The sequence below is a fragment of the Coleofasciculus sp. D1-CHI-01 genome, from assembly GCF_040218875.1.
Taxonomy (GTDB): domain Bacteria; phylum Cyanobacteriota; class Cyanobacteriia; order Cyanobacteriales; family Coleofasciculaceae; genus Coleofasciculus.
Genome location: NZ_JAVJQP010000170.1, coordinates 24,095 through 41,935, shown reverse-complemented (window position 1 = coordinate 41,935; position 17,841 = coordinate 24,095). Strand labels below are relative to the sequence as shown.

Genomic DNA, 17,841 nt, shown 5'->3' with positions numbered 1-17,841 from the left:
ATAACTTTTCCTTTGGCTTAAAGACAATTTTCGGGTAAAATACTAGCTTCCTAACCTAAATCGTATTAAACGAACCAGTCTTGTACTCTAGTAGAGAAGAGCTAGACCATTACCAATGGAGATTCATACCCCAGATTGGGTGAAGCACGCCGTATTCTATCAAATATTTCCCGATCGCTTTGCCAAAGGCAATCAACCCCATTCGCAAGTGGCTAAAACCCTTCCCCTAGAACCCTGGGATGCCCTGCCCACTTTACAAAGCTATAAGGGCGGAGATCTTTGGGGCGTAATGGAAAAACTCGATTATTTGCAAGATTTAGGCATTAATGCCATTTACTTTACCCCCATCTTTCAATCTGCCAGTAACCACCGTTACCATACTCACGATTATTATCAGATCGACCCCCTATTAGGGGGAAATGGCACATTCATGAAACTCTTGGAAGAATGTCATCGGCGGGAGATGAAAGTCGTCCTGGATGGTGTATTTAACCATGCCAGTCGCGGCTTCTTCTTCTTCAATGACATTCTCGAAAATGGTCCGTATTCCCCGTGGTTAGATTGGTTTAAAATTGAGCGCTGGCCCCTGTCAGCCTATGATGGCGACAAACCCGCTAACTATGTCGGTTGGGAAGGAAATCGGGCGTTACCCGAATTTAACCATGATAATCCTGACGTGCGGGAATATATTATGCAGGTTGCCGAACATTGGATTAAACTCGGCATCGATGGCTGGCGCTTAGATGTAGCGTATGAGATTGAAACGCCAGGATTTTGGCAAGAATTTCGCGATCGCGTCAAAGCCATCAACCCGGAGGCTTATATTGTAGGCGAAGTTTGGATGGACTCGCGTCAGTGGTTGGATGGGACGCAATTTGACGGGGTAATGAACTACCTGTTCACCGGACCCACCATTGCCTTTGCTGCTGGCGATCGCGTGATTCAAAAATACGTCCAACAACCCTCTTATGAACCCTATCCTCCTTTAGATGCACCGGGTTATGCGGCTAAAATCGAGCATCTGTTACAGTTATACCCCTGGGAAATTCAACTCACCCAACTCAACCTGCTAGCCAGTCATGATACAGCCCGACTGCTATCTATTGCTGAAGGAGGGAAAAACGATCCATCCGCCGAAGCGATCGAAAGCGTTAAGCTGGCTACACTATTACTGTTGACCTTTCTCGGTGCCCCCAGCATCTATTATGGCGATGAAGTGGGGTTACCTGGCGCATTAGATCCAGACTCCCGACGGGGTTTTCCCTTAAAATCTCAATGGAATCCAGAGATTCTCGATTGTCACCGTCAGCTTATTGCCCTGCGTCATAATCGTCCCGCGCTGCGTACAGGTAGCTACAAGGTGCTGTTCGCTGAGGGAATGACGTATGTCTTTGCCCGCCAACTGGAAACAGATGAATTAATTATTGCCGTTAATACCGGAACCACAACAGCCCAAGTTCAGGTGGAAGTGCCATCAGAGTTATCACCACGCCATCAAATCGTGTACGGTGACGCCAGCTTCACCTGGAATCAAAACCATTTGGCGATCGACTTACCGCCTCGGACAGGTTGTATTTTGGGTTGATCCCTCATTTTCTTTGTCTGCTGTTTGTACCTTATTCCCTGAGTGGAAAGTTACAGTTTTGTAAAGTATTGCTGCTTACATCCGGAAGTCACGACAGTCAGTCCTACAATAGGAGTATCCTCCAAGAGCAACTAAGACCAGCCATAGCTCTGCTCTATTACGACACAATAGTACAGGACGGAGTAGTCAGTATGAAGCTTGTGATCCAGGGCAAGAACATTGAAATCACTGATGCAATTCGAGAATATGTTAATCAAAAAATAGAAAAAGCGGTCAATCACTTTCAAAATATGACGACTGAGGTGGACGTGCATCTCTCTGTTGCCCGTAATCCTCGGATCAACACGAAGCAAACTGCCGAAGTTACCATTTATGCCAATAAAACCGTAATTCGTGCCCAGGAGAGTAGCGAAGACTTGTATGCCAGTATCGATCTGGTTGCTGATAAGATTCAGCGTCAACTGCGTAAATACAAAGAAAAGCAGCAAAAGAAAACTCAGACCCAACCGAAAACAGGCGCTGTTATTCATGAAGCACCTGTGGTCGAGGATTTAATTGGCGATCGCACTCCCGAACTGCCCACAGAAGTCGTGCGGATGAAATATTTCGCCATGCCGCCGATGACTATCGAAGAAGCCACGGAACAGCTTCAACTGGTTGATCACGACTTCTATATGTTCCGGAATGCGAAAACTGACGAGATTAATGTCATTTATGAACGCAATCACGGCGGATATGGTGTGATTCAGCCTCGCAATGGCAATGGTCATACCAATCATACCAATGGCAAGACTGCCCAAAATGTTGAGGCGGTAACTGATACATCAACAGTTTCATAGCATCTGTTATCAAACTTGGTGTCCTCTCTTGATTCTCCCCCGAGTGACAGGCGGGGGATTATCTCATTGGTCATTTGTCATTGGTCATTTGTCATTGGTCATTGGTCATTCGTCATTTGGTCATTCGTCTTATGTCATTTGGTCAGGGCGGGTTTTGCAGCCAAGCTAAGGAAAACCATCAATATTAGTCCCTAAACCCGCCCCTACACACAGATACACCATGGTACGTTTTTACCATGACTGTCCCCATCTTCCCCATCTCCCCCAGCTCCCCCATCTCCCCCATCTCCCTCATCTCCCTCATCTTCCCCATCTTTGGGATTACCATTAAGTTGGGACTGTTGCTGACTAAAGCCTGATTTACAGGCAATTTCAAGATATTTCCGGAATTATCTTTCGGGCGTGCGGTATCGCAACCGCCTTGGCGGTTAGGAGGTAGACTAAAGATGTTATCGGGTTGCAGCTCGCTTTTTCTCTATAGCCCTGTTCCCACTTACAATCACTGTTCACAGATGAAAAGCTCGTCAAAGAAGTCGGCAAGTCGCTCAAGGAAAAGCGCAAAGGACTTCTATCCCTTTTGGGACAAGTTCTGTCAGGAAACGTCAGAGAAGTTGTGGTCAACCGCCAAGAACGACTTGTCAGGTTCGGTCTTAACCTCATCGAATGGTCTTTTAAGCAAAAAGACGGCAAACTCGTGGTTCTCAACAGATGTTACCTATCTAATCAACTCCAAAGGGTTGAAGATATCCTTGCCATCGTCCAGGTCTGATGTTGCCGATTGTCGGGAAAAAGAAAGTACAAATCTGCTATCAAAGAAGATCCGAGTCTACCCTCAAAAAAAGCTGGCATCTATTTGGTTTCAATGGATAGGAGCAGCTCGATGGTGCTTCAATCAGGCAATAGCCATACTCAAGAGCCAAAAAATTGGCAAGTACGACTTAAGAAAAACAGTTATGGGTTTGGCTCCATCTTGGGTAAGTCAAACCCCATATAATCCCCGTCAATTAGCGGTATTTCAAGCTTATGAAGCGCACTCATCGGCTAAAAAATCAGGAGGAGTAGCCAAGTTCCGGTCAGTACGTGAACCCGTTAAATCTATCCGCTTTCAAAAAGACAACTGGAAAAAAGGAACGTTTTATCCAACACAGACCAAGGGGCTTTCTTTCAAGGCAAGTGAACCGATTGCTCCCCAAATGCACCATGAGCCGACCTTGGTACTAGACAGAGGACGCTGGTTTATCTGCTACGCTCAAGACGTGCCTAAGTTTGAGCCGAATCAGAGCCAATTAGCCATTGCCCTTGACCCTGGGGTCAGAACGTTTTTAACGGGGTTTGATGGCTCCGAAATTTGGGAAATTGGCAAGTATGATATGGGACGCATTTACCGATTAGCTTGCCATCTTGACAAGTTGATGTCACGGATTGCTCTAGCCAAAGGACGCCAGTTTAAGCGGCTACGGTATCGGCTACGGAAGGCGGCACAAAAAATCCGGATTAAAATTCGTAATTTAGTAGACGAGTTGCATTCAAAAGCGGCTAATTACCTATGTACTAAATACAAGGTGATATTCTTGCCCACCTTTGAAACTAAAAATATGGTGAAGCGGGGTAAGCGACGGTTATCAACCCAAACAGCCCGTAAGCTTGTTACTTGGTCCCATTATCGTTTCAAGCAGAAGTTGAAGCATCAAGCAGCTAAATATGGCTGTGTTGTAGTAGACGTAACGGAAGAATACACCAGCAAAACCTGCTCAAAATGTGGTCATATCCACACAAAACTAGGAGGCAACAAACATTTTGTCTGCCCCGACTGTGGTCACGCAATTGGGCGTGATATTAATGGCGCTTTCAACATTTTGTTGAAGGCTTTGAGAGATACCTCCGCATCTGGCGTGATCGCCTCATTCCAGATTGTGCCCTACTCAGAAATTTCCAGCAATTGCTAGATTTTTCCGGGTTAAATGTATCTGTAGTACATCGAGGATTAGTGGCGTGGCAAGGGCAAAGATTCTAATTGTCGAAGATGAAATTATTACCGCTCAAGCCATTGCTGGTCAACTCAAACGATTGGGTTACGATGTGGTGGATATCGCCAATTCAGGTACAGCCGCCCTCGCTAAAGTCGCGGAAACTTGTCCAGATCTGGTGTTGATGGATATTGTTCTCAAACACAGAGACATGGATGGAATTGAAGCCGCCGAGCAGATTCGCAACCAATTTAAAATACCCGTGATTTACCTGACGGCTCACTCCGAGGCGGCTACCTTGGCGCGTGCGAAAGTGACAGAGCCATTTGGCTATATTGTCAAGCCCTTTAATCAGCGTGATTTAGGAATTACCATCGAAATCGCGCTTTACAAGCATCAAACCCAACAGCAGTTAATCGAACGCGAGGAATTTCTCTCCACGATTCTCGACTCAACCCATGATGCGGTAGTCGCAACGGATGCAACAGGCAGGATTACCTATATGAATCCTATCGCCCAAACCATAACGGGTTGGTCGTCTACTGAGGCGATGGGCAAACCTGTTACTGAAGTGATGCAAATTTTCGATGAAGCCACGAATACAGTTGTGGAAAACCCGGTGATACTGCTGCTGCGGGGTGAACCTGTGCCGAATCAAGGACATAATCGCCTGTTGATTGCTAGAGATGGAACCAATACGCCCATCGTCGATCACGTTTCCTTAATGCGCCCTAATGATGATGACATCAAGGGGGCTGTTTTAGTCGTTTGCAATATCAGCGAACGTCGTCAAGCCCAAGCCTTAGAACTGGAACGGGTTAAACTGGCAACGGAAGTCGCCGAACGTCAAAAAGCTGAAGCCGAAATTCGCAAAGCTTTAACCACTGAACAGGAATTGAGCGAACTGAAATCTCGGGTTGTGGCAATGATTTCCCACGAATACCGCACGCCCTTGGCAGTCATTTTAACCTCAACGGAACTCCTTAAACGCTACAGTACCCAGTTATCACAGGAGAAACAACAAACCTATTTAGACCGAATTCAAATGGGCGTCAAGCAGATGGCTCAACTGGTGGAAGAGGTTCTCACGTTTAATAAAGCCCAAGCTGGCGAACTTCAGTTTAATCCCGAACCGTTGAATATGGAAGACTTTTGTCTGCAATTGGTAGATGAACAGCGACTGATGGTTGGCGATCGCTATACGTTGACCTATAATCCTCAACTCTCGTCTGGTGAAGCTGAGTTGGATAAGCAGATGCTGCGACATATTGTCACCAATCTCCTCAGCAATGCGATTAAGTATTCTGCCAAAGGTACTACGGTTTCCTTTTCCCTACGCCGCGAGGATGACACCCTGATCATCCAGGTTCAAGATCAAGGGATTGGTATTCCCGAATCGGAGCAACCGCGATTATTTTCCCCCTTTTTTCGCGCCAGCAATGTCAGCACAATTGCCGGGACGGGGATGGGATTGTCTATTGTTAAAAATTGTGTAGACTTGCATCAGGGGCAGATTGCGATCGCGAGTGAGGTAGGCAAAGGGACAACGGTGACGGTGACGTTACCTGTCAACGCCAAGCCGTCGTCCGGAGATGCGACCCATTAAGACGTATCAATTGATCAAGTTTTATCCCATCTAAAAAATAATCTATAATTTCGCCGCAATGGGTGATAAAGCCCCGTACAATATAGTTTGATAGAATCTTTTGAGGTGGAGGTAACAGAGCAATCATGCCCGCAGCCGTTGGGACGATTGAAGCATTAGGGTTTCCTGGGGTACTTGCCGCAGCAGACGCTATGGTCAAAGCTGGCGCGGTTACCCTGGTGAAGTTTGATCGCAATGAAAGTGGTCGCTTTATGGTCAGTGTTCGGGGCAAAATATCTGAAGTTAAGGTGGCTGTAGATGCGGGTCTAGAAGCGGTGGAGAAAACACACGGCGCTGAGATAACCGGTTACTACATCATTCCTAATCCCCACGAAAATGTTGACACCGTTCTACCGATTGAATATACCAGTCAAGTTGAACAGTTTCGCTCATTTTAACTGAGTAAGAGAAGGGGAAATGTTTCAGTGACTCTAGGTCTGGTTCGCGATTAAAAGCTAAAGACAAAGAGTATGTTTCTGAAAAAATACCCATAATTCGTAGAATAAGTTTTTGAGTTCATTAATTCATTGATTGAGGAGATTGGCAATGTCAATAGTAGCAGTTGGGTCAATTGAAACCAAGGGCTTTCCCGGTATATTAGCCGCCGCAGATGCTATGGTTAAAGCGGGTCGAGTGACCATAGTCGGCTATATCCGCGTTGGTAGCGCTCGTTTTAATCTGAATATTCGTGGCGATGTTTCCGAGGTGAAAACCGCCATGGATGCTGGAATTGCAGCCGTTGAAAAAACCTATGGTGCAACCTTAGAATCGTGGGTGATTATTCCCCGCCCTCATGAAAATGTGGAGTGTGTTCTGCCAATTGCGTACACAGAAGAGGTTGAGCAGTACAGAGAAGCGGTTGAGAATCCATTAGTCCAAGGTAGAGGAAACGGGTTGCAACGTTAGGAAAATAAGGGAAAGTTTTGTCTCTGGTAGGTTGAGGAATTCGCTTAAGCTAATGGTTTGATCTAGCTATATCAGGACACGATATTATCGTGTCCCTACCCCATCTCAGTCTAGATCAATTCTGCCAGACGTTGTGAGTTCCAACAACATTTACTTGCGGATCATCCTCTGACACGATTAGAGGTATGGGAAAAGCGGGAAAAGCTCTCAGACAAGCATTGAAGACATACGGCATCAGTCAAAACAAGCTAGCCGTAACTTTGAAGGTTGATCGTTCAGTTGTATTTCACTGGTTTCACGAAAATCGAGATCCCTCAGCCGAAACCGTGGTGCAGATTGCTGAGGCACTTCATAGCCTCAATCCTGATGCAGCAGCAGAATTTATCCGACTGTACGTGGGTGATTTCCTCAAGAGTGATGAGGAAGATTGAAGGGACGTTTAATGTGGTCTTAGTAGACAACATTAAGTCTAGCCAAATGTGATTTGACAAAAGTGAAGCCGTCAGCCAAATCGCCCTAAGCCAAGATATGCATACAGTGTAGCGATTTGTCAAAGGGGAACTTCAGGTTAACGGTGAGTCAAGGAACCAAGAATCCCCGTCTATGCAGTAGCATGGTCGGGGAGTGTCAATCCCGATAAAATATACTTAGTTCCTGTATAGGGTCTTAAAAGTGACCGTCTGGTATTTTAATATCCCTCTAATCCTTCCCTGGCAATTTTAGTAAAGTTGATTCAACCCCTATGAGACGTCGAACTAACCCCATCGCTTCTATCCTGAACGCCACCACCCTCGCCATCCTCGGCGGGATTTTTATCCTGGGAATTGGCGTCGGTATCGCCTTTAGTTCTACAGCGAGTCCTAATCTAGAAAATGTGGCATCCCGTGAAGCCATTGACCGCAGTGCCCCCAATCCGGAATTGTGTATCCAGTATGGTGCCAGTGCGATGGTTACAGATATGCGGGTTTTCGTTACTCTCAACCCCTTTAACGTTTACGTCACCCAGCCGAGTATGCGCCCTGGATGTGTTTTGCGCCGGAACAACTGGGCAATTTTAGAGAAACGGAACCTGGTTACTTCGGATCAAGTGAAATCCTGTAAAAATCGGATGAATACCTTTGGCTTCACCGGTCCCTTGGAAGGGAATCCAGAAATTGAATGTATCTATCAGAATGAGGTAGAGGATAACTTATTCCTTACCAAACCAGGAGGAGGCAGTTCACCCTCTGAAACCGATAAGTTTTAACGCCCATTTTGCCCACCTTACGGATGTAGAGACGTTGCATGCAACGTCTCTACATTTGTTGTGTAGGGGCGGGTTTTACCCCTATCGCTGCTGAAGCAGCAATCATCAGGACATAACCATTAAAGCCTTGGCACTAAAGTGCCTACTACAAACAATGACTAATCCTGATGCATTAAAGGTCGTAGTGCATTTAATCCAGCGACGATCGCACTTCCATTATGCACCCCTGTGGCAACTAGGGGATGAAGTCCCACCGTTGACGCCAATCCCAACGCCGCCACATTAGGCGTAACCGCCAAGGCGGTATTCTGCTGCACAATTGCCAGGGTTTGCTTGCCGATCGCGATCGCATCCAGTAAACTGGCTAAATCATTCTCCATTAGCACTACATCTGCTGTTTCCCTCGCCACCGCTGAACCATCACCAAAGGAAATCGATACATCCGCATAAGCTAGCGCCACGGAATCATTTAACCCATCTCCCGTAAATGCCACGGTTTTCCCCTCTGCTTTTAACCGACGTACCACATCAGCTTTGGTTTGAGGGAAGGCTTCAGCGTGAACCTGCGACAAGGGAATCTCTAATTCCTGCGCCACGGCGACGGCTTTAGTTTGGCTATCCCCGGTTAACAGATGAATCTCCATGCCATACTCGTGTTGCAACTGATGAATCACCCGGCGGCTTTCTCCTCGCAAGGGATCTTTATATTGAATTACCCCTTGGAATTCATCCTCACACGCCACATAAATTAAGGAAGAATCAGCCGAAATCGGACAATCGTGCTGACACCCCCAGAGTTGACGACAACAGGGATGTTGATCATAAAAACAATCCACACTAATCCCAGCTTGCCGCAAAAAGCGATCGCTACCCACTAATACTCTCTCGCCGTCAATCTCCGCCCGCACACCCAATCCGACTTCATACTGCCACTCGCCACGGGGTAAGATATCAATACCCTGTTCCTCCACGTAACGCATTACCGCTTCAGCCACTGGATGAGTCAACCGTTGTTCCGCTGCTGCTGCAAGTTCTAAGATACGTTGTGCCGACAAGCGATTAGTTACGGTTTCCACCGCCACAACTTGAATATTCCCCTGAGTTAACGTTCCCGTCTTATCGAAAACAATCGTATCCACCTGGGCAAGTTGTTCCAATGCCCGTCCTGAACGGACTAAAATACCATGGCGCGTAGCATGGGTGAGGGCGGCGAGAAAGGTGGTGGGAATCGAGACGCGCATCCCGGTAACAAAGTCCAGGGTGAGGATAGAGGCTGCCCTCGCTGGATTCCGAGTAATTGCCCACACCCCACTGGCTAGGAGAAACGCAGGCATAATTGACCGTTCTGCCAGTTGTGCCGCATAATTTTCCATGCGCGTATCATGGACAGGGGCTTGCTGGGCTAACTGAATACTCGCACCCGCGCAGGTATCTGCACCAACCCGTTCCACTTTGATATATAATTCACCCGATCGCACTAATGTGGATGCATAGACGGTTTGTCCGGCTTCTCGTACCACAGGCATCGATTCCCCAGTGAGTTTTTGCTGATCAATCGTGGCATTTCCCCGCAATACCATGCCATCAACAGGGATTTGTTCGCCGGGATAGACTATCACGGTATCCCCCGGTTTGACTTCAGTCAACGCAACCTGCTGTTTTTCCCCATTACACTCCACCCACGCATATTGTCCGATAGAATCGAGTAAATCCGTGGTTTGAGCCTGAGACGAACGAGCCGTGCGATCGCGGATAATATCTCCTAATTCGTGCAGTGTCATCATCAGGGCGGGTGTCAGCCAGTTTCCCTGAATTGAAGATAAAGTAATCGCCACCAAATCCAAGCAATCAATCGTCAGGCGATGTTTCCCCAACAAGCTGGTGATGGCACGTTTCGCCACAGGTAATCCCGCCACCGCGACAGAACCCGCCACCAGCGATTGAGGAATGGGAAGGCGTAATGGACCGGCTAATAGTGCCAGGAGAGTAGCTAAGGCGGGACGTTTCAATTCTGACCAGTCATTTTCGTCTAGTGATTGGGGATTGGGATTTGGGGATTGGGATTCCCCAAGTAGGGCGGGTTTAGTCAAGTTAGCGGTTTCTTGGCTAACGTTATCGGTCAAACCTGCCCCTACAAATTGGCTCCCCTGCTCCTCTGCTCCCCTGCTCCCCTGCTCCCTGTCTCGTCTTCGAGATGTTTGAATCAACTCCAGCAACACCTCACCCATCTGAACATCAGACAGCCTCTGAGTGTTATAGCCAATTACAATAGAGGCGGCGGCGCGACGCACACGCACCTGAGTTACTCCATCTTGAGATGCCATCAACGCTTCTAAACAATGGGCATAATCGGCATCATTCGCCAACCGAGGCACACGAAATCGCACCCGTCCCGGAATCGAATGCACCAAGCGACAAGGGTTTCTCCCAGACACAGCCTTCTTCCCTGATGGCTTTGCCCGATTGAAATCATTGGAGTTATCATAACTTGCGTAGCTTGCGATCGCGTCCCATCGGGTGTCCAGATTTACCATGCTCATGCCTCAGAACTGTTGATTGGGTGTTAGGCATTTCTACTGTAAAACGTTAAGGATGGTTAATTCAGAGTTGGCAATTTTTATTCACAAATTATTAATATTTTAACTTAAACAGTATACTACGATGAGTTTTAAGGACTATGATGTTGCTGCATTAACCGAAAAAATTCAGGCGATTCATAAAGAAACTCAACCACCAATCCAGCTAATACCTGGACAAGTTGACACCATCCTTATGAACTTTGATAACAATTAATTATGGAAATTCCTATCCAGTGGTTGATTCTATTGTTTACAACCAGTTACCATGGTTTAGCCCGGTGGTGGGACAATAAAACGTCTCAACCCCCTGGTCAACGGATTGATATTGGCGGTTACAAGGTACACCTCTACTCAAAAGGGCAAGGCAAGCCAACGGTTATCATTGACCATAGTCTTGGCGGAATTGATGGTTATTTCCTTATCGACAAAATCGCTAAACTGACCCAGGTTTGTATTTATGACCGCGCTGGCTATGGCTGGAGCGATTCTAGTCCGAAACCGCGTTCGACACAAGAGATTGTCCAAGAATTAGATAATCTACTCAATGTAGCGGAAATTCAGCCACCTTATATTTTGGTCGGAGACTCGTTTGGGAGTTATAATGTCAGGTTTTATGCTCACCAGTTCCCGGAAAAAGTGGTGGGGATTGTCCTAACAGATGGACTTCATGAAGTCGCCATGTTAAAGATGCCTTTGATGCTGCGGGGATTAAAATTATTTTTTCTGTCAGGATTTGCGATGTCAATCTTGGGTTCAATCCTGGGAATTGTCAGAATTTTAGGCACAATTGGCATATTTGAGTTGCTGAAAAAAGAGCTGCGTCAATTTCCGCCAAAAACGCGACAACAGGTCAAGCGTTCGTTTTATCATTATCGTCACTGGTTAACCATGTGGCGTGAATTGTGGAATTTAGACCGAAGTAGTTATCAAGTGAGTCAGGTGAAAAGTTTAGGTAATATTCCTCTGGTAAGTATCAAAGCGAGTACCTTCTTCAAGCGTTCAATCTGGAATTTTTATATGCCAATTCAAGCGGCTGATACGTTGCGGGATCAGATGCACGCTGAACTGCTTAAGCTGTCAAGCAATTGTACTCAAATAGCTGCGACTCGGAGTAGTCATTTTGTCTGGGTTGATGAACCGGAAATTATTGTAGCCGCGATTCAAACCCTTTTAGTTGATGATCATGGATAGGGGCGCACCGACGTGCATTGGTGTCAACTTAAGGTGAAAGTCAATGCTGGCAATGTTTTAAGCTGTTTCTATCTACTCCTCAACATTTTCCCCCTCATCCCCTAACCCCAACTCCGGTCCCCCCTCGTTCCCCCCTACCCCCCTCGTTCCCCCCTACAAGAGGGGGGAGGACAAAGGATGCTTCGCTTTTTTGGCAGGGGAGAAGGGGAACCGGATTCTCTTGCTCCCCTCTCCCCGGCGTGGGAGAGGGGCTGGGGGAGAGGGGTTGAGCTTAAGTTGACACGGATGACCGACGTGCGCCCTGCTTCCGGATGCTACTGGCGTGGCACAGCTAAAATTGTGGGATCGATTTGCCGATTCACTTGGGCGCACGTCGGTGCGCCCCAACGGTTTCAACCGTTGCCAAGGCTTCCACCAAACTGCGGACAGCCGCAACCATCGCCACTTCGTTGTCTAACTGATTTACCGCCGAACCCACGCCAACGCCAGCCGCGCCTGCGGCAATTGCCATGGGTACGGTAACGCTGGATAAGCCAGACGCACAGAGTACAGGTACAGATACGGCGCGAGAAATTTCGGATGCAGCGGCTAAGGTGGGGGCGGCTTTTTCAATCAAGCCCAAGGTTCCCGCCGAACGAGGCTGACTGCTGGTACCGCCTTCGGTTTGGATAATATCTGCCCCAGCTTGCACCAGTTTTTCTGCCAATTCCACTTGCTGATCTAACGTCAGGATATGCGGAACGGTAACAGATAGGGTAATATCGGGCAAGAGCGATCGCGTCTGTTGGGTCAAGGCTAAAACCTCTGCTGCCTCAAACCGTCGCCCTTGGGCGTAGAAGCTATCGAAATTCCCGATTTCAATCAAATCAGCCCCGGCTTCTACGGCACTGACAAATTGATGGGGTTCCACGGCTGAAACACAAATCGGTATATTTGTCAATCCTTTAATCAAACGAATCAAATCTGGATCAGCGGCGATATCGACAAACGTCGCCCCACCCCGATCCGCCGCCTTAACGGTAGCACTCACCCGCTGGGAGTCAAAGTTATTCAAGCCACTAATAACCTTGAGGACTTGGCGGTGTTCAAAAGCTTTTTGTAGTTTTGGATGCATAGTCATCGTTGCACGTCTGCTCTATATACTAACGATCTATCGTTTATTTTTGTCGAAGTTAATCGCTCAGGTCGCCTACATTTATTCATGAATATGAAATATCTATTGTGCCACTTATCGGGGCGTCGTGTAAATTTGAAGAAAGATAAGATCTTTGCCTAAACTAAGAACAGGCTGGAGAGCTTGTACCATCGGATTCTGGAAAAATGAATTTTGCGCCGGGAAACCTGTCTTCCTTCCACTCGGAAATTTTACAGCAAACCCAACTTGGTCAGCTTTGCGGTCAAAATGAACGATTTTGCGATCGCTATCAGATCTTGCGAATGTTGGGGCGCGGTGGGTTTGGCGTGACCTTTCTCGCCAAAGATGCTGAGTTACCGGGTCAACCGCTTTGCGTGATTAAGCAACTTTGCCCCAAAGTTGATGACCCGAAAGCCTTAGAGAATGCTCGCCAGCGCTTTGAACGAGAGGCAAAAATTCTCGGTAAACTGGGTAGCCACTCTCAGATCCCCATGCTACTTGATTACTTTGAGACTGGGGGAGAATTTTTTCTGGTTCAGGAATATATCCGTGGTTCAACCTTAGCGCGGCTAGTCAGGCGGAGTGGCTGTTTATCGGAGGTAGCCGCCAGACAGTTTTTGGCGGAAATGCTACCCCTACTTGACTACATTCACCGCAATAACGTGATTCACCGAGATATCAAGCCGCAAAACATTATCCGCTGTGAAGACGATGGTCGGCTGGTGTTGATTGACTTCGGCGCGGTTAAGGAGAAGTTGGTGCAAGCCCTAGACAGTAGCATGAAACTCGCCTCAACTCATTTTATCGGCACCGTCGGATTTGCCCCACCCGAACAGTTTTCGCTGCGCCCGGTATTTGCCAGTGATATCTACGCCCTAGGGATGACCTGTCTTTACCTGCTAACCGGAAAAGCACCTATGGATTTGGAGAGCGATCGCCAAACTGGTACCTTATACTGGAAACGCTTGGTACATATCAGTCAGCCTTTGACTCAAGTGCTGCGGAAAATGACGAATGTATCGCTGACGAATCGTTATCATTCAGTTCGGCACATTCTGCAAGACCTGAATTTTAAATCACCCTACGATGATCTGGCGCAGTATTTAGTCAAACAACCCCACCCGAAAACTAGCACCTCAGCCAATCAAGATGAAAGTAGCCGCAAGGGTTATCGCACTCCCGCCGCAAAAAAGGCGATTGCCATTCGGGACTGGAAACAACGGCGAGAAAAAAAGCGGTGGCGTCCGAGTCAACCGCCATTGGGGACTTCTAAGTGAAATACCGTAGGGTGGGCATTGCCCACCAGCCTTAACCACAGAACTTACGCAGCCACACCCTATATATTGGTTAAGGTGCGTTACGCTACGCTAACACACCCTACAGATCGAGCCTTTGCGTAAGTCCTAAACCAGCGTGCCATGTCCTTTACCTATAATCGCACCGTCCGCTTTCAAGATACCGATGCTGCTGGTGTCGTTTACTTTGCCAATGTTTTGGCGATGTGTCACGAAGCCTATGAAGACTCTCTAGCCAAGGCGGGTATTAATCTCAAGACATTTTTTAGTAACGCTGCTGTGGCTGTGCCAATTATCCACAGTAGTGTAGACTTTTTTCAGCCCATGTTTTGTGGGGACAAGCTGCTGATTGATGGGATACCTCAACGGTTAAGTGATAGCAAGTTTGAAATTAAGTATCAGGTTATCGATGCTGCTTCACCGCAACGACACCTAGCAGATGCCTTAACTCGCCATGTTTGTATTGATCCGAACACTCGCACTAAAATTATCTTGCCAGACGCGATGATTAATTGGTTATATAGCACTACGAAGAAACGTTAGGACATCAGTTGAGATTAGGGAACTCTTAACAGGGAACAATAGAGAATGTCTTAACCTGCTTGAGTATCGCTATATTATGTCCGGTGAAAGACCTCTCCTCAAACCCCTAAGAGACCCCTCCCTAACCCTCCCCTGCGAGGGGAGGGAAGCGGAATATATAGCGGTTCTCATTTGAAGCACTACACTCCACACCCTACACCCTACACCCTGCCCCAGTCTGTATGGCATCCAATCGAGAAGTGCCATTGTAGCCGTGCCAATTGGCAAACTGTACATATCCAGATGTTACCAAAGCTACAGATTGGGTGAGATGGATTGGTTATTTAATAGTCAATCAAAAGAGTTACCTATTATCCTCTCTAAACCCAACTATATTTTTCTACTGTTGAAGTATTGACAGCAGGAGATTTAGTTATGGAATCTGTTCTTATTGTGATGCTTTTGGGTATTATATTCATGCTGGAAGTTTTAACCAGAAATGATCATATTTAATTTGAGCTTGACTGGCAGTTGAACGGTTATGGCGTTGTCAGCCCTATTTAGCCATCGCCTAACCGTCGTAGCTGAGTCGCCCAAGTGATCGGTAAACTACCCATAATCTTCATCAAATCTTCATAAAATGAAGATTGTTCGGTGAATATACGCGAAATGGCTGATAAAAGAGCCGCAAGTTTTTCAGTAAGTTTACTGAAGCTATTTAAGAGGGTTTTTAGTTTATGATTTTACTTGACAGGGAGTTTTATTCCGGTGATTTTCCATCACCAAGTCATAGCTGAGTTTACCACTGGAGTCTTGCCAGTGATTGAGTAAGGTTATTTCAGGGCAATGTTTAACATAAGATTTACGTGTAATTTAACCGCCACGGCATTAATCTTGGCACTCCTGAGTTTTAGCTTAACCTCCGTGCAGGAGAGTTCAGCGCGATCCGTCAAACAAGAGCGATTTGCTCAAATTGAGAGTGGAATTAAATTAGTTGGTGTGTTTCGGGCGCAAAAATGGCGTTATCAAAAGTAGCCGGGAAATAAATTTCCGGAACCTAAAGCTTAAGTAAGCTAAAGCTTACTCCATTAAAAGATTTGAACCCGTTTTAACGGGACGCGAGCTTTCAGCCCCTAGACGCGAAGCGGCTTCTCTTCGAGTACTTGAGTTCAGGGCTTTAATTCAGGGCTAACCGCACCCGCTCCAATTCTTGCTCCAAATTCGCTAAAACATTTTGCAATAACTGTAACTGATGATGCTCAATTATCAGTTTTAACGGTTCATTCGTCAAATTAACATTAATCACCGTTTCCGCCAATTTCATATATGCTTCCAAAGCGGAAACCGCCTCGCGGCTAAAACAAGTTAGGTACTCTGTCGCCGCATCCGTGTAAGCTTGATTCACTTGTTCTACATAAGCCGTCGAAGATTTTGGCGGTGCAGCATCGCTAGGAGTTTTCTTTAACAAATACGTCGCCCCACCAGCCACCGCCGCACCAACAGGTCCCCAAAATACCCAACCCAATCCCGTCGCGATCGCAACTGGAGTAACGCCCTTAGTTCCCTTGGCTTGGGGTGGGGGTTCCGGAAGCTTGACTTCTGGGGGTTTGGGAAAGGGAATTGTCAGATCAGTCGGGGGTTGGCGATCAAAAAATTCACTGGCTTGATGCACCCATTTAACAATTCCCTGTTGATGCTCCTGAATCGCCTCTTTAAAACCGCCTTGTTCCCACAGATTAAATGTGCCATGTTGTAGCGCCGCAACCAGTTCCGATTGATACCGTTCTAACAGTTTAGGTAAATATAGCCATCCTTGGAAATCAGACACACTGGCGGCGAAGCCTTTTTGGATCAAGTTTTGGGCTTTTTCTTTAATCTCTAATTTAGTTTGATGCTTTTGTTCCGCCACCGTAATTTCAGCAGAAATGGCTTGCACTTTTACGGTTGCAGCCTGTTGGATTTGAGACGCGATCGCCTGCACACGGGGAAAGCGGATGGCGAGGCTCTCATGGCGCGTGGCGGCAATGCTTTGTAGCGCCGATTCAAACATATCTAAGCCCGTGGTTTGGGCGGCGGCGGTATCACCTTTGAGTCGATAGCGTAAGGCGGGGAGAGCATCCACACGATAGATATTACTGATATTATTGGGCAGCTGTGATCGGAAACTTTCTGCCACAAAAAGTAGACGGTTATAGACTTGTTTCTGCTCGTCTGGTTCCAATAAATTCAGAAAATTAACCACAAAAATGACCGTAGTAATTCCCCGATCCAATAGCCAATCTCTTAGGTGTTCTCGCTCCCCTAATGTCATCAACTTACGACCATCGAGAACCTGAACAATTAAATCAGCGGTGAGCAGTTGGTCGCGAACTAAGGTTTCCTGGGCTTCCCGATCATCCGTTCCCGGTAAATCCAGCAATTCTACCCCCGTTTTTAGGAACGGATGGGGACAAAATACCTCAACATTGGTCACATCCTCTCGCATCCGCCGTTGGTCATCTAATATGGCAAACTGTTTCAGGACATCTGTACCGTTTTCGCTGATGTGTTGACCATTAGAGAGCGTAATGCGCGTGTGTAATTCGTTCCCGTAACGGATATGAATCGCCGCGCCTGTAGTGGGGATTAAGTCGATAGGTAGGGTACGTTTCCCTAGTAAAGCATTGAGTAACGTCGATTTCCCGTAATTAAACGGACCAAAAACAGCGATACGGAAAATCGGATTCTCCAGATAATCACACAGTGCGATCGCGTCTTGGCGGAGTTGGGCGTTCTGTTCCCCATCCAGTAGACCAATTGCCGATCGCAGCGTGTTAGCAAGTTCGCGGAAAACGTCCTGTTCCATTGGTCATTCGTCTTATGTCAGAGTTTGAGGAATCTTTATATAAATTAGTATAGTTTGGTTTGTTGCCATCAACCGTAACTAAGGGT

The 17,841-nt window shown here is 47.0% G+C and carries 16 protein-coding genes; 13 read left to right on the top strand and 3 right to left on the bottom strand.

Annotated features, from left to right (window positions below; all coding sequences use genetic code 11):
- Nucleotides 1-115 precede the first annotated feature (115 nt).
- The 9 genes from RIB93_RS29605 (at nucleotide 116) to RIB93_RS29565 (ending at nucleotide 8,188) form a co-directional block, all read left to right on the top strand.
- Nucleotides 116-1,585, top strand: a complete 1,470-nt coding sequence (locus RIB93_RS29605) for a glycoside hydrolase family 13 protein (protein ID WP_446378431.1) — start codon at nucleotides 116-118, stop codon at nucleotides 1,583-1,585.
- A 191-nt stretch (nucleotides 1,586-1,776) separates the two neighbouring features.
- Nucleotides 1,777-2,424: a ribosome hibernation-promoting factor, HPF/YfiA family gene (hpf, locus tag RIB93_RS29600; RefSeq protein ID WP_446378429.1), complete on the top strand. Its 648-nt coding sequence runs from the start codon at nucleotides 1,777-1,779 to the stop codon at nucleotides 2,422-2,424.
- Nucleotides 2,425-3,001: 577 nt separating this feature from the next.
- Entirely contained in the window at nucleotides 3,002-3,193 is a 192-nt protein-coding gene (locus RIB93_RS29595; RefSeq protein WP_446378427.1) for a hypothetical protein, read from the top strand.
- Nucleotides 3,174-4,370 carry an RNA-guided endonuclease InsQ/TnpB family protein gene (locus RIB93_RS29590; RefSeq protein ID WP_446378425.1) on the top strand — a complete coding sequence of 399 codons (1,197 nt, stop codon included), beginning with the start codon at nucleotides 3,174-3,176 and terminating at the stop codon, nucleotides 4,368-4,370. The genes RIB93_RS29595 and RIB93_RS29590 overlap by 20 nt, the downstream gene beginning before the upstream one ends.
- A gap of 46 nt (nucleotides 4,371-4,416) precedes the next feature.
- On the top strand, nucleotides 4,417-5,997 hold the full coding sequence (locus tag RIB93_RS29585; RefSeq protein ID WP_446378423.1) for an ATP-binding protein: 1,581 nt from the start codon (nucleotides 4,417-4,419) through the stop codon (nucleotides 5,995-5,997).
- A gap of 125 nt (nucleotides 5,998-6,122) precedes the next feature.
- The gene (locus RIB93_RS29580; RefSeq protein ID WP_446378421.1) at nucleotides 6,123-6,434 is read left to right on the top strand and encodes a carbon dioxide-concentrating mechanism protein CcmK; all 312 of its coding nucleotides are present in this window, start codon (nucleotides 6,123-6,125) and stop codon (nucleotides 6,432-6,434) included.
- A 148-nt stretch (nucleotides 6,435-6,582) separates the two neighbouring features.
- A complete protein-coding gene (locus tag RIB93_RS29575; protein WP_446356939.1) occupies nucleotides 6,583-6,942 on the top strand; it encodes a carbon dioxide-concentrating mechanism protein CcmK in 360 nt (119 codons plus the stop codon).
- 185 nt (nucleotides 6,943-7,127) lie between these two features.
- Entirely contained in the window at nucleotides 7,128-7,373 is a 246-nt protein-coding gene (locus tag RIB93_RS29570; protein ID WP_006098931.1) for a helix-turn-helix domain-containing protein, read from the top strand.
- Nucleotides 7,374-7,684: 311 nt separating this feature from the next.
- The gene (locus RIB93_RS29565) at nucleotides 7,685-8,188 is read left to right on the top strand and encodes a DUF3172 domain-containing protein (RefSeq protein ID WP_006098983.1); all 504 of its coding nucleotides are present in this window, start codon (nucleotides 7,685-7,687) and stop codon (nucleotides 8,186-8,188) included.
- 158 nt (nucleotides 8,189-8,346) lie between these two features.
- Here the strand turns inward: RIB93_RS29565 and RIB93_RS29560 are convergent, their stop codons facing one another.
- On the bottom strand, nucleotides 8,347-10,722 hold the full coding sequence (locus tag RIB93_RS29560; RefSeq protein WP_446378419.1) for a heavy metal translocating P-type ATPase: 2,376 nt from the start codon (nucleotides 10,720-10,722) through the stop codon (nucleotides 8,347-8,349).
- 261 nt (nucleotides 10,723-10,983) lie between these two features.
- Here RIB93_RS29560 and RIB93_RS29555 point away from each other — a divergent pair, with 261 nt between their 5' ends.
- Nucleotides 10,984-11,958: an alpha/beta fold hydrolase gene (locus tag RIB93_RS29555; protein ID WP_446378417.1), complete on the top strand. Its 975-nt coding sequence runs from the start codon at nucleotides 10,984-10,986 to the stop codon at nucleotides 11,956-11,958.
- 358 nt (nucleotides 11,959-12,316) lie between these two features.
- Here the strand turns inward: RIB93_RS29555 and RIB93_RS29550 are convergent, their stop codons facing one another.
- The gene (locus RIB93_RS29550) at nucleotides 12,317-13,078 is read right to left on the bottom strand and encodes a DUF561 domain-containing protein (protein WP_446378415.1); all 762 of its coding nucleotides are present in this window, start codon (nucleotides 13,076-13,078) and stop codon (nucleotides 12,317-12,319) included.
- A 200-nt stretch (nucleotides 13,079-13,278) separates the two neighbouring features.
- On the opposite strand from RIB93_RS29550, the gene RIB93_RS29545 reads away from it, so the two are divergent.
- The 3 genes from RIB93_RS29545 to RIB93_RS29535 all read left to right on the top strand — a co-directional run bounded on the left by RIB93_RS29545 (nucleotide 13,279) and on the right by RIB93_RS29535 (nucleotide 15,945).
- Complete coding sequence (locus RIB93_RS29545; protein ID WP_446378413.1) at nucleotides 13,279-14,370, top strand: protein kinase domain-containing protein; 1,092 nt, start codon at nucleotides 13,279-13,281, stop codon at nucleotides 14,368-14,370.
- A 141-nt stretch (nucleotides 14,371-14,511) separates the two neighbouring features.
- Nucleotides 14,512-14,931, top strand: coding sequence for an acyl-CoA thioesterase (locus RIB93_RS29540; protein WP_446378411.1), 420 nt, complete (start codon nucleotides 14,512-14,514; stop codon nucleotides 14,929-14,931).
- An 825-nt stretch (nucleotides 14,932-15,756) separates the two neighbouring features.
- Nucleotides 15,757-15,945 carry a hypothetical protein gene (locus RIB93_RS29535; RefSeq protein ID WP_446378409.1) on the top strand — a complete coding sequence of 63 codons (189 nt, stop codon included), beginning with the start codon at nucleotides 15,757-15,759 and terminating at the stop codon, nucleotides 15,943-15,945.
- 142 nt (nucleotides 15,946-16,087) lie between these two features.
- Here RIB93_RS29535 and RIB93_RS29530 read toward each other — a convergent pair whose 3' ends face one another.
- A complete protein-coding gene (locus RIB93_RS29530; protein WP_446378407.1) occupies nucleotides 16,088-17,755 on the bottom strand; it encodes a dynamin family protein in 1,668 nt (555 codons plus the stop codon).
- Between the last annotated feature and the right edge of the window lie 86 nt (nucleotides 17,756-17,841).

Coding starts and splice junctions, on each gene's coding strand:
- RIB93_RS29605 (WP_446378431.1), top strand. CDS start 116: ATGGAGATTCATACCCCAGATTGGGTGAAGCACGCCGTATTCTATCAA.
- hpf (WP_446378429.1), top strand. CDS start 1,777: ATGAAGCTTGTGATCCAGGGCAAGAACATTGAAATCACTGATGCAATT.
- RIB93_RS29580 (WP_446378421.1), top strand. CDS start 6,123: ATGCCCGCAGCCGTTGGGACGATTGAAGCATTAGGGTTTCCTGGGGTA.
- RIB93_RS29575 (WP_446356939.1), top strand. CDS start 6,583: ATGTCAATAGTAGCAGTTGGGTCAATTGAAACCAAGGGCTTTCCCGGT.
- RIB93_RS29570 (WP_006098931.1), top strand. CDS start 7,128: ATGGGAAAAGCGGGAAAAGCTCTCAGACAAGCATTGAAGACATACGGC.
- RIB93_RS29565 (WP_006098983.1), top strand. CDS start 7,685: ATGAGACGTCGAACTAACCCCATCGCTTCTATCCTGAACGCCACCACC.
- RIB93_RS29560 (WP_446378419.1), bottom strand. CDS start 10,722: ATGGTAAATCTGGACACCCGATGGGACGCGATCGCAAGCTACGCAAGT.
- RIB93_RS29555 (WP_446378417.1), top strand. CDS start 10,984: ATGGAAATTCCTATCCAGTGGTTGATTCTATTGTTTACAACCAGTTAC.
- RIB93_RS29550 (WP_446378415.1), bottom strand. CDS start 13,078: ATGACTATGCATCCAAAACTACAAAAAGCTTTTGAACACCGCCAAGTC.
- RIB93_RS29545 (WP_446378413.1), top strand. CDS start 13,279: ATGAATTTTGCGCCGGGAAACCTGTCTTCCTTCCACTCGGAAATTTTA.
- RIB93_RS29540 (WP_446378411.1), top strand. CDS start 14,512: ATGTCCTTTACCTATAATCGCACCGTCCGCTTTCAAGATACCGATGCT.
- RIB93_RS29535 (WP_446378409.1), top strand. CDS start 15,757: ATGTTTAACATAAGATTTACGTGTAATTTAACCGCCACGGCATTAATC.
- RIB93_RS29530 (WP_446378407.1), bottom strand. CDS start 17,755: ATGGAACAGGACGTTTTCCGCGAACTTGCTAACACGCTGCGATCGGCA.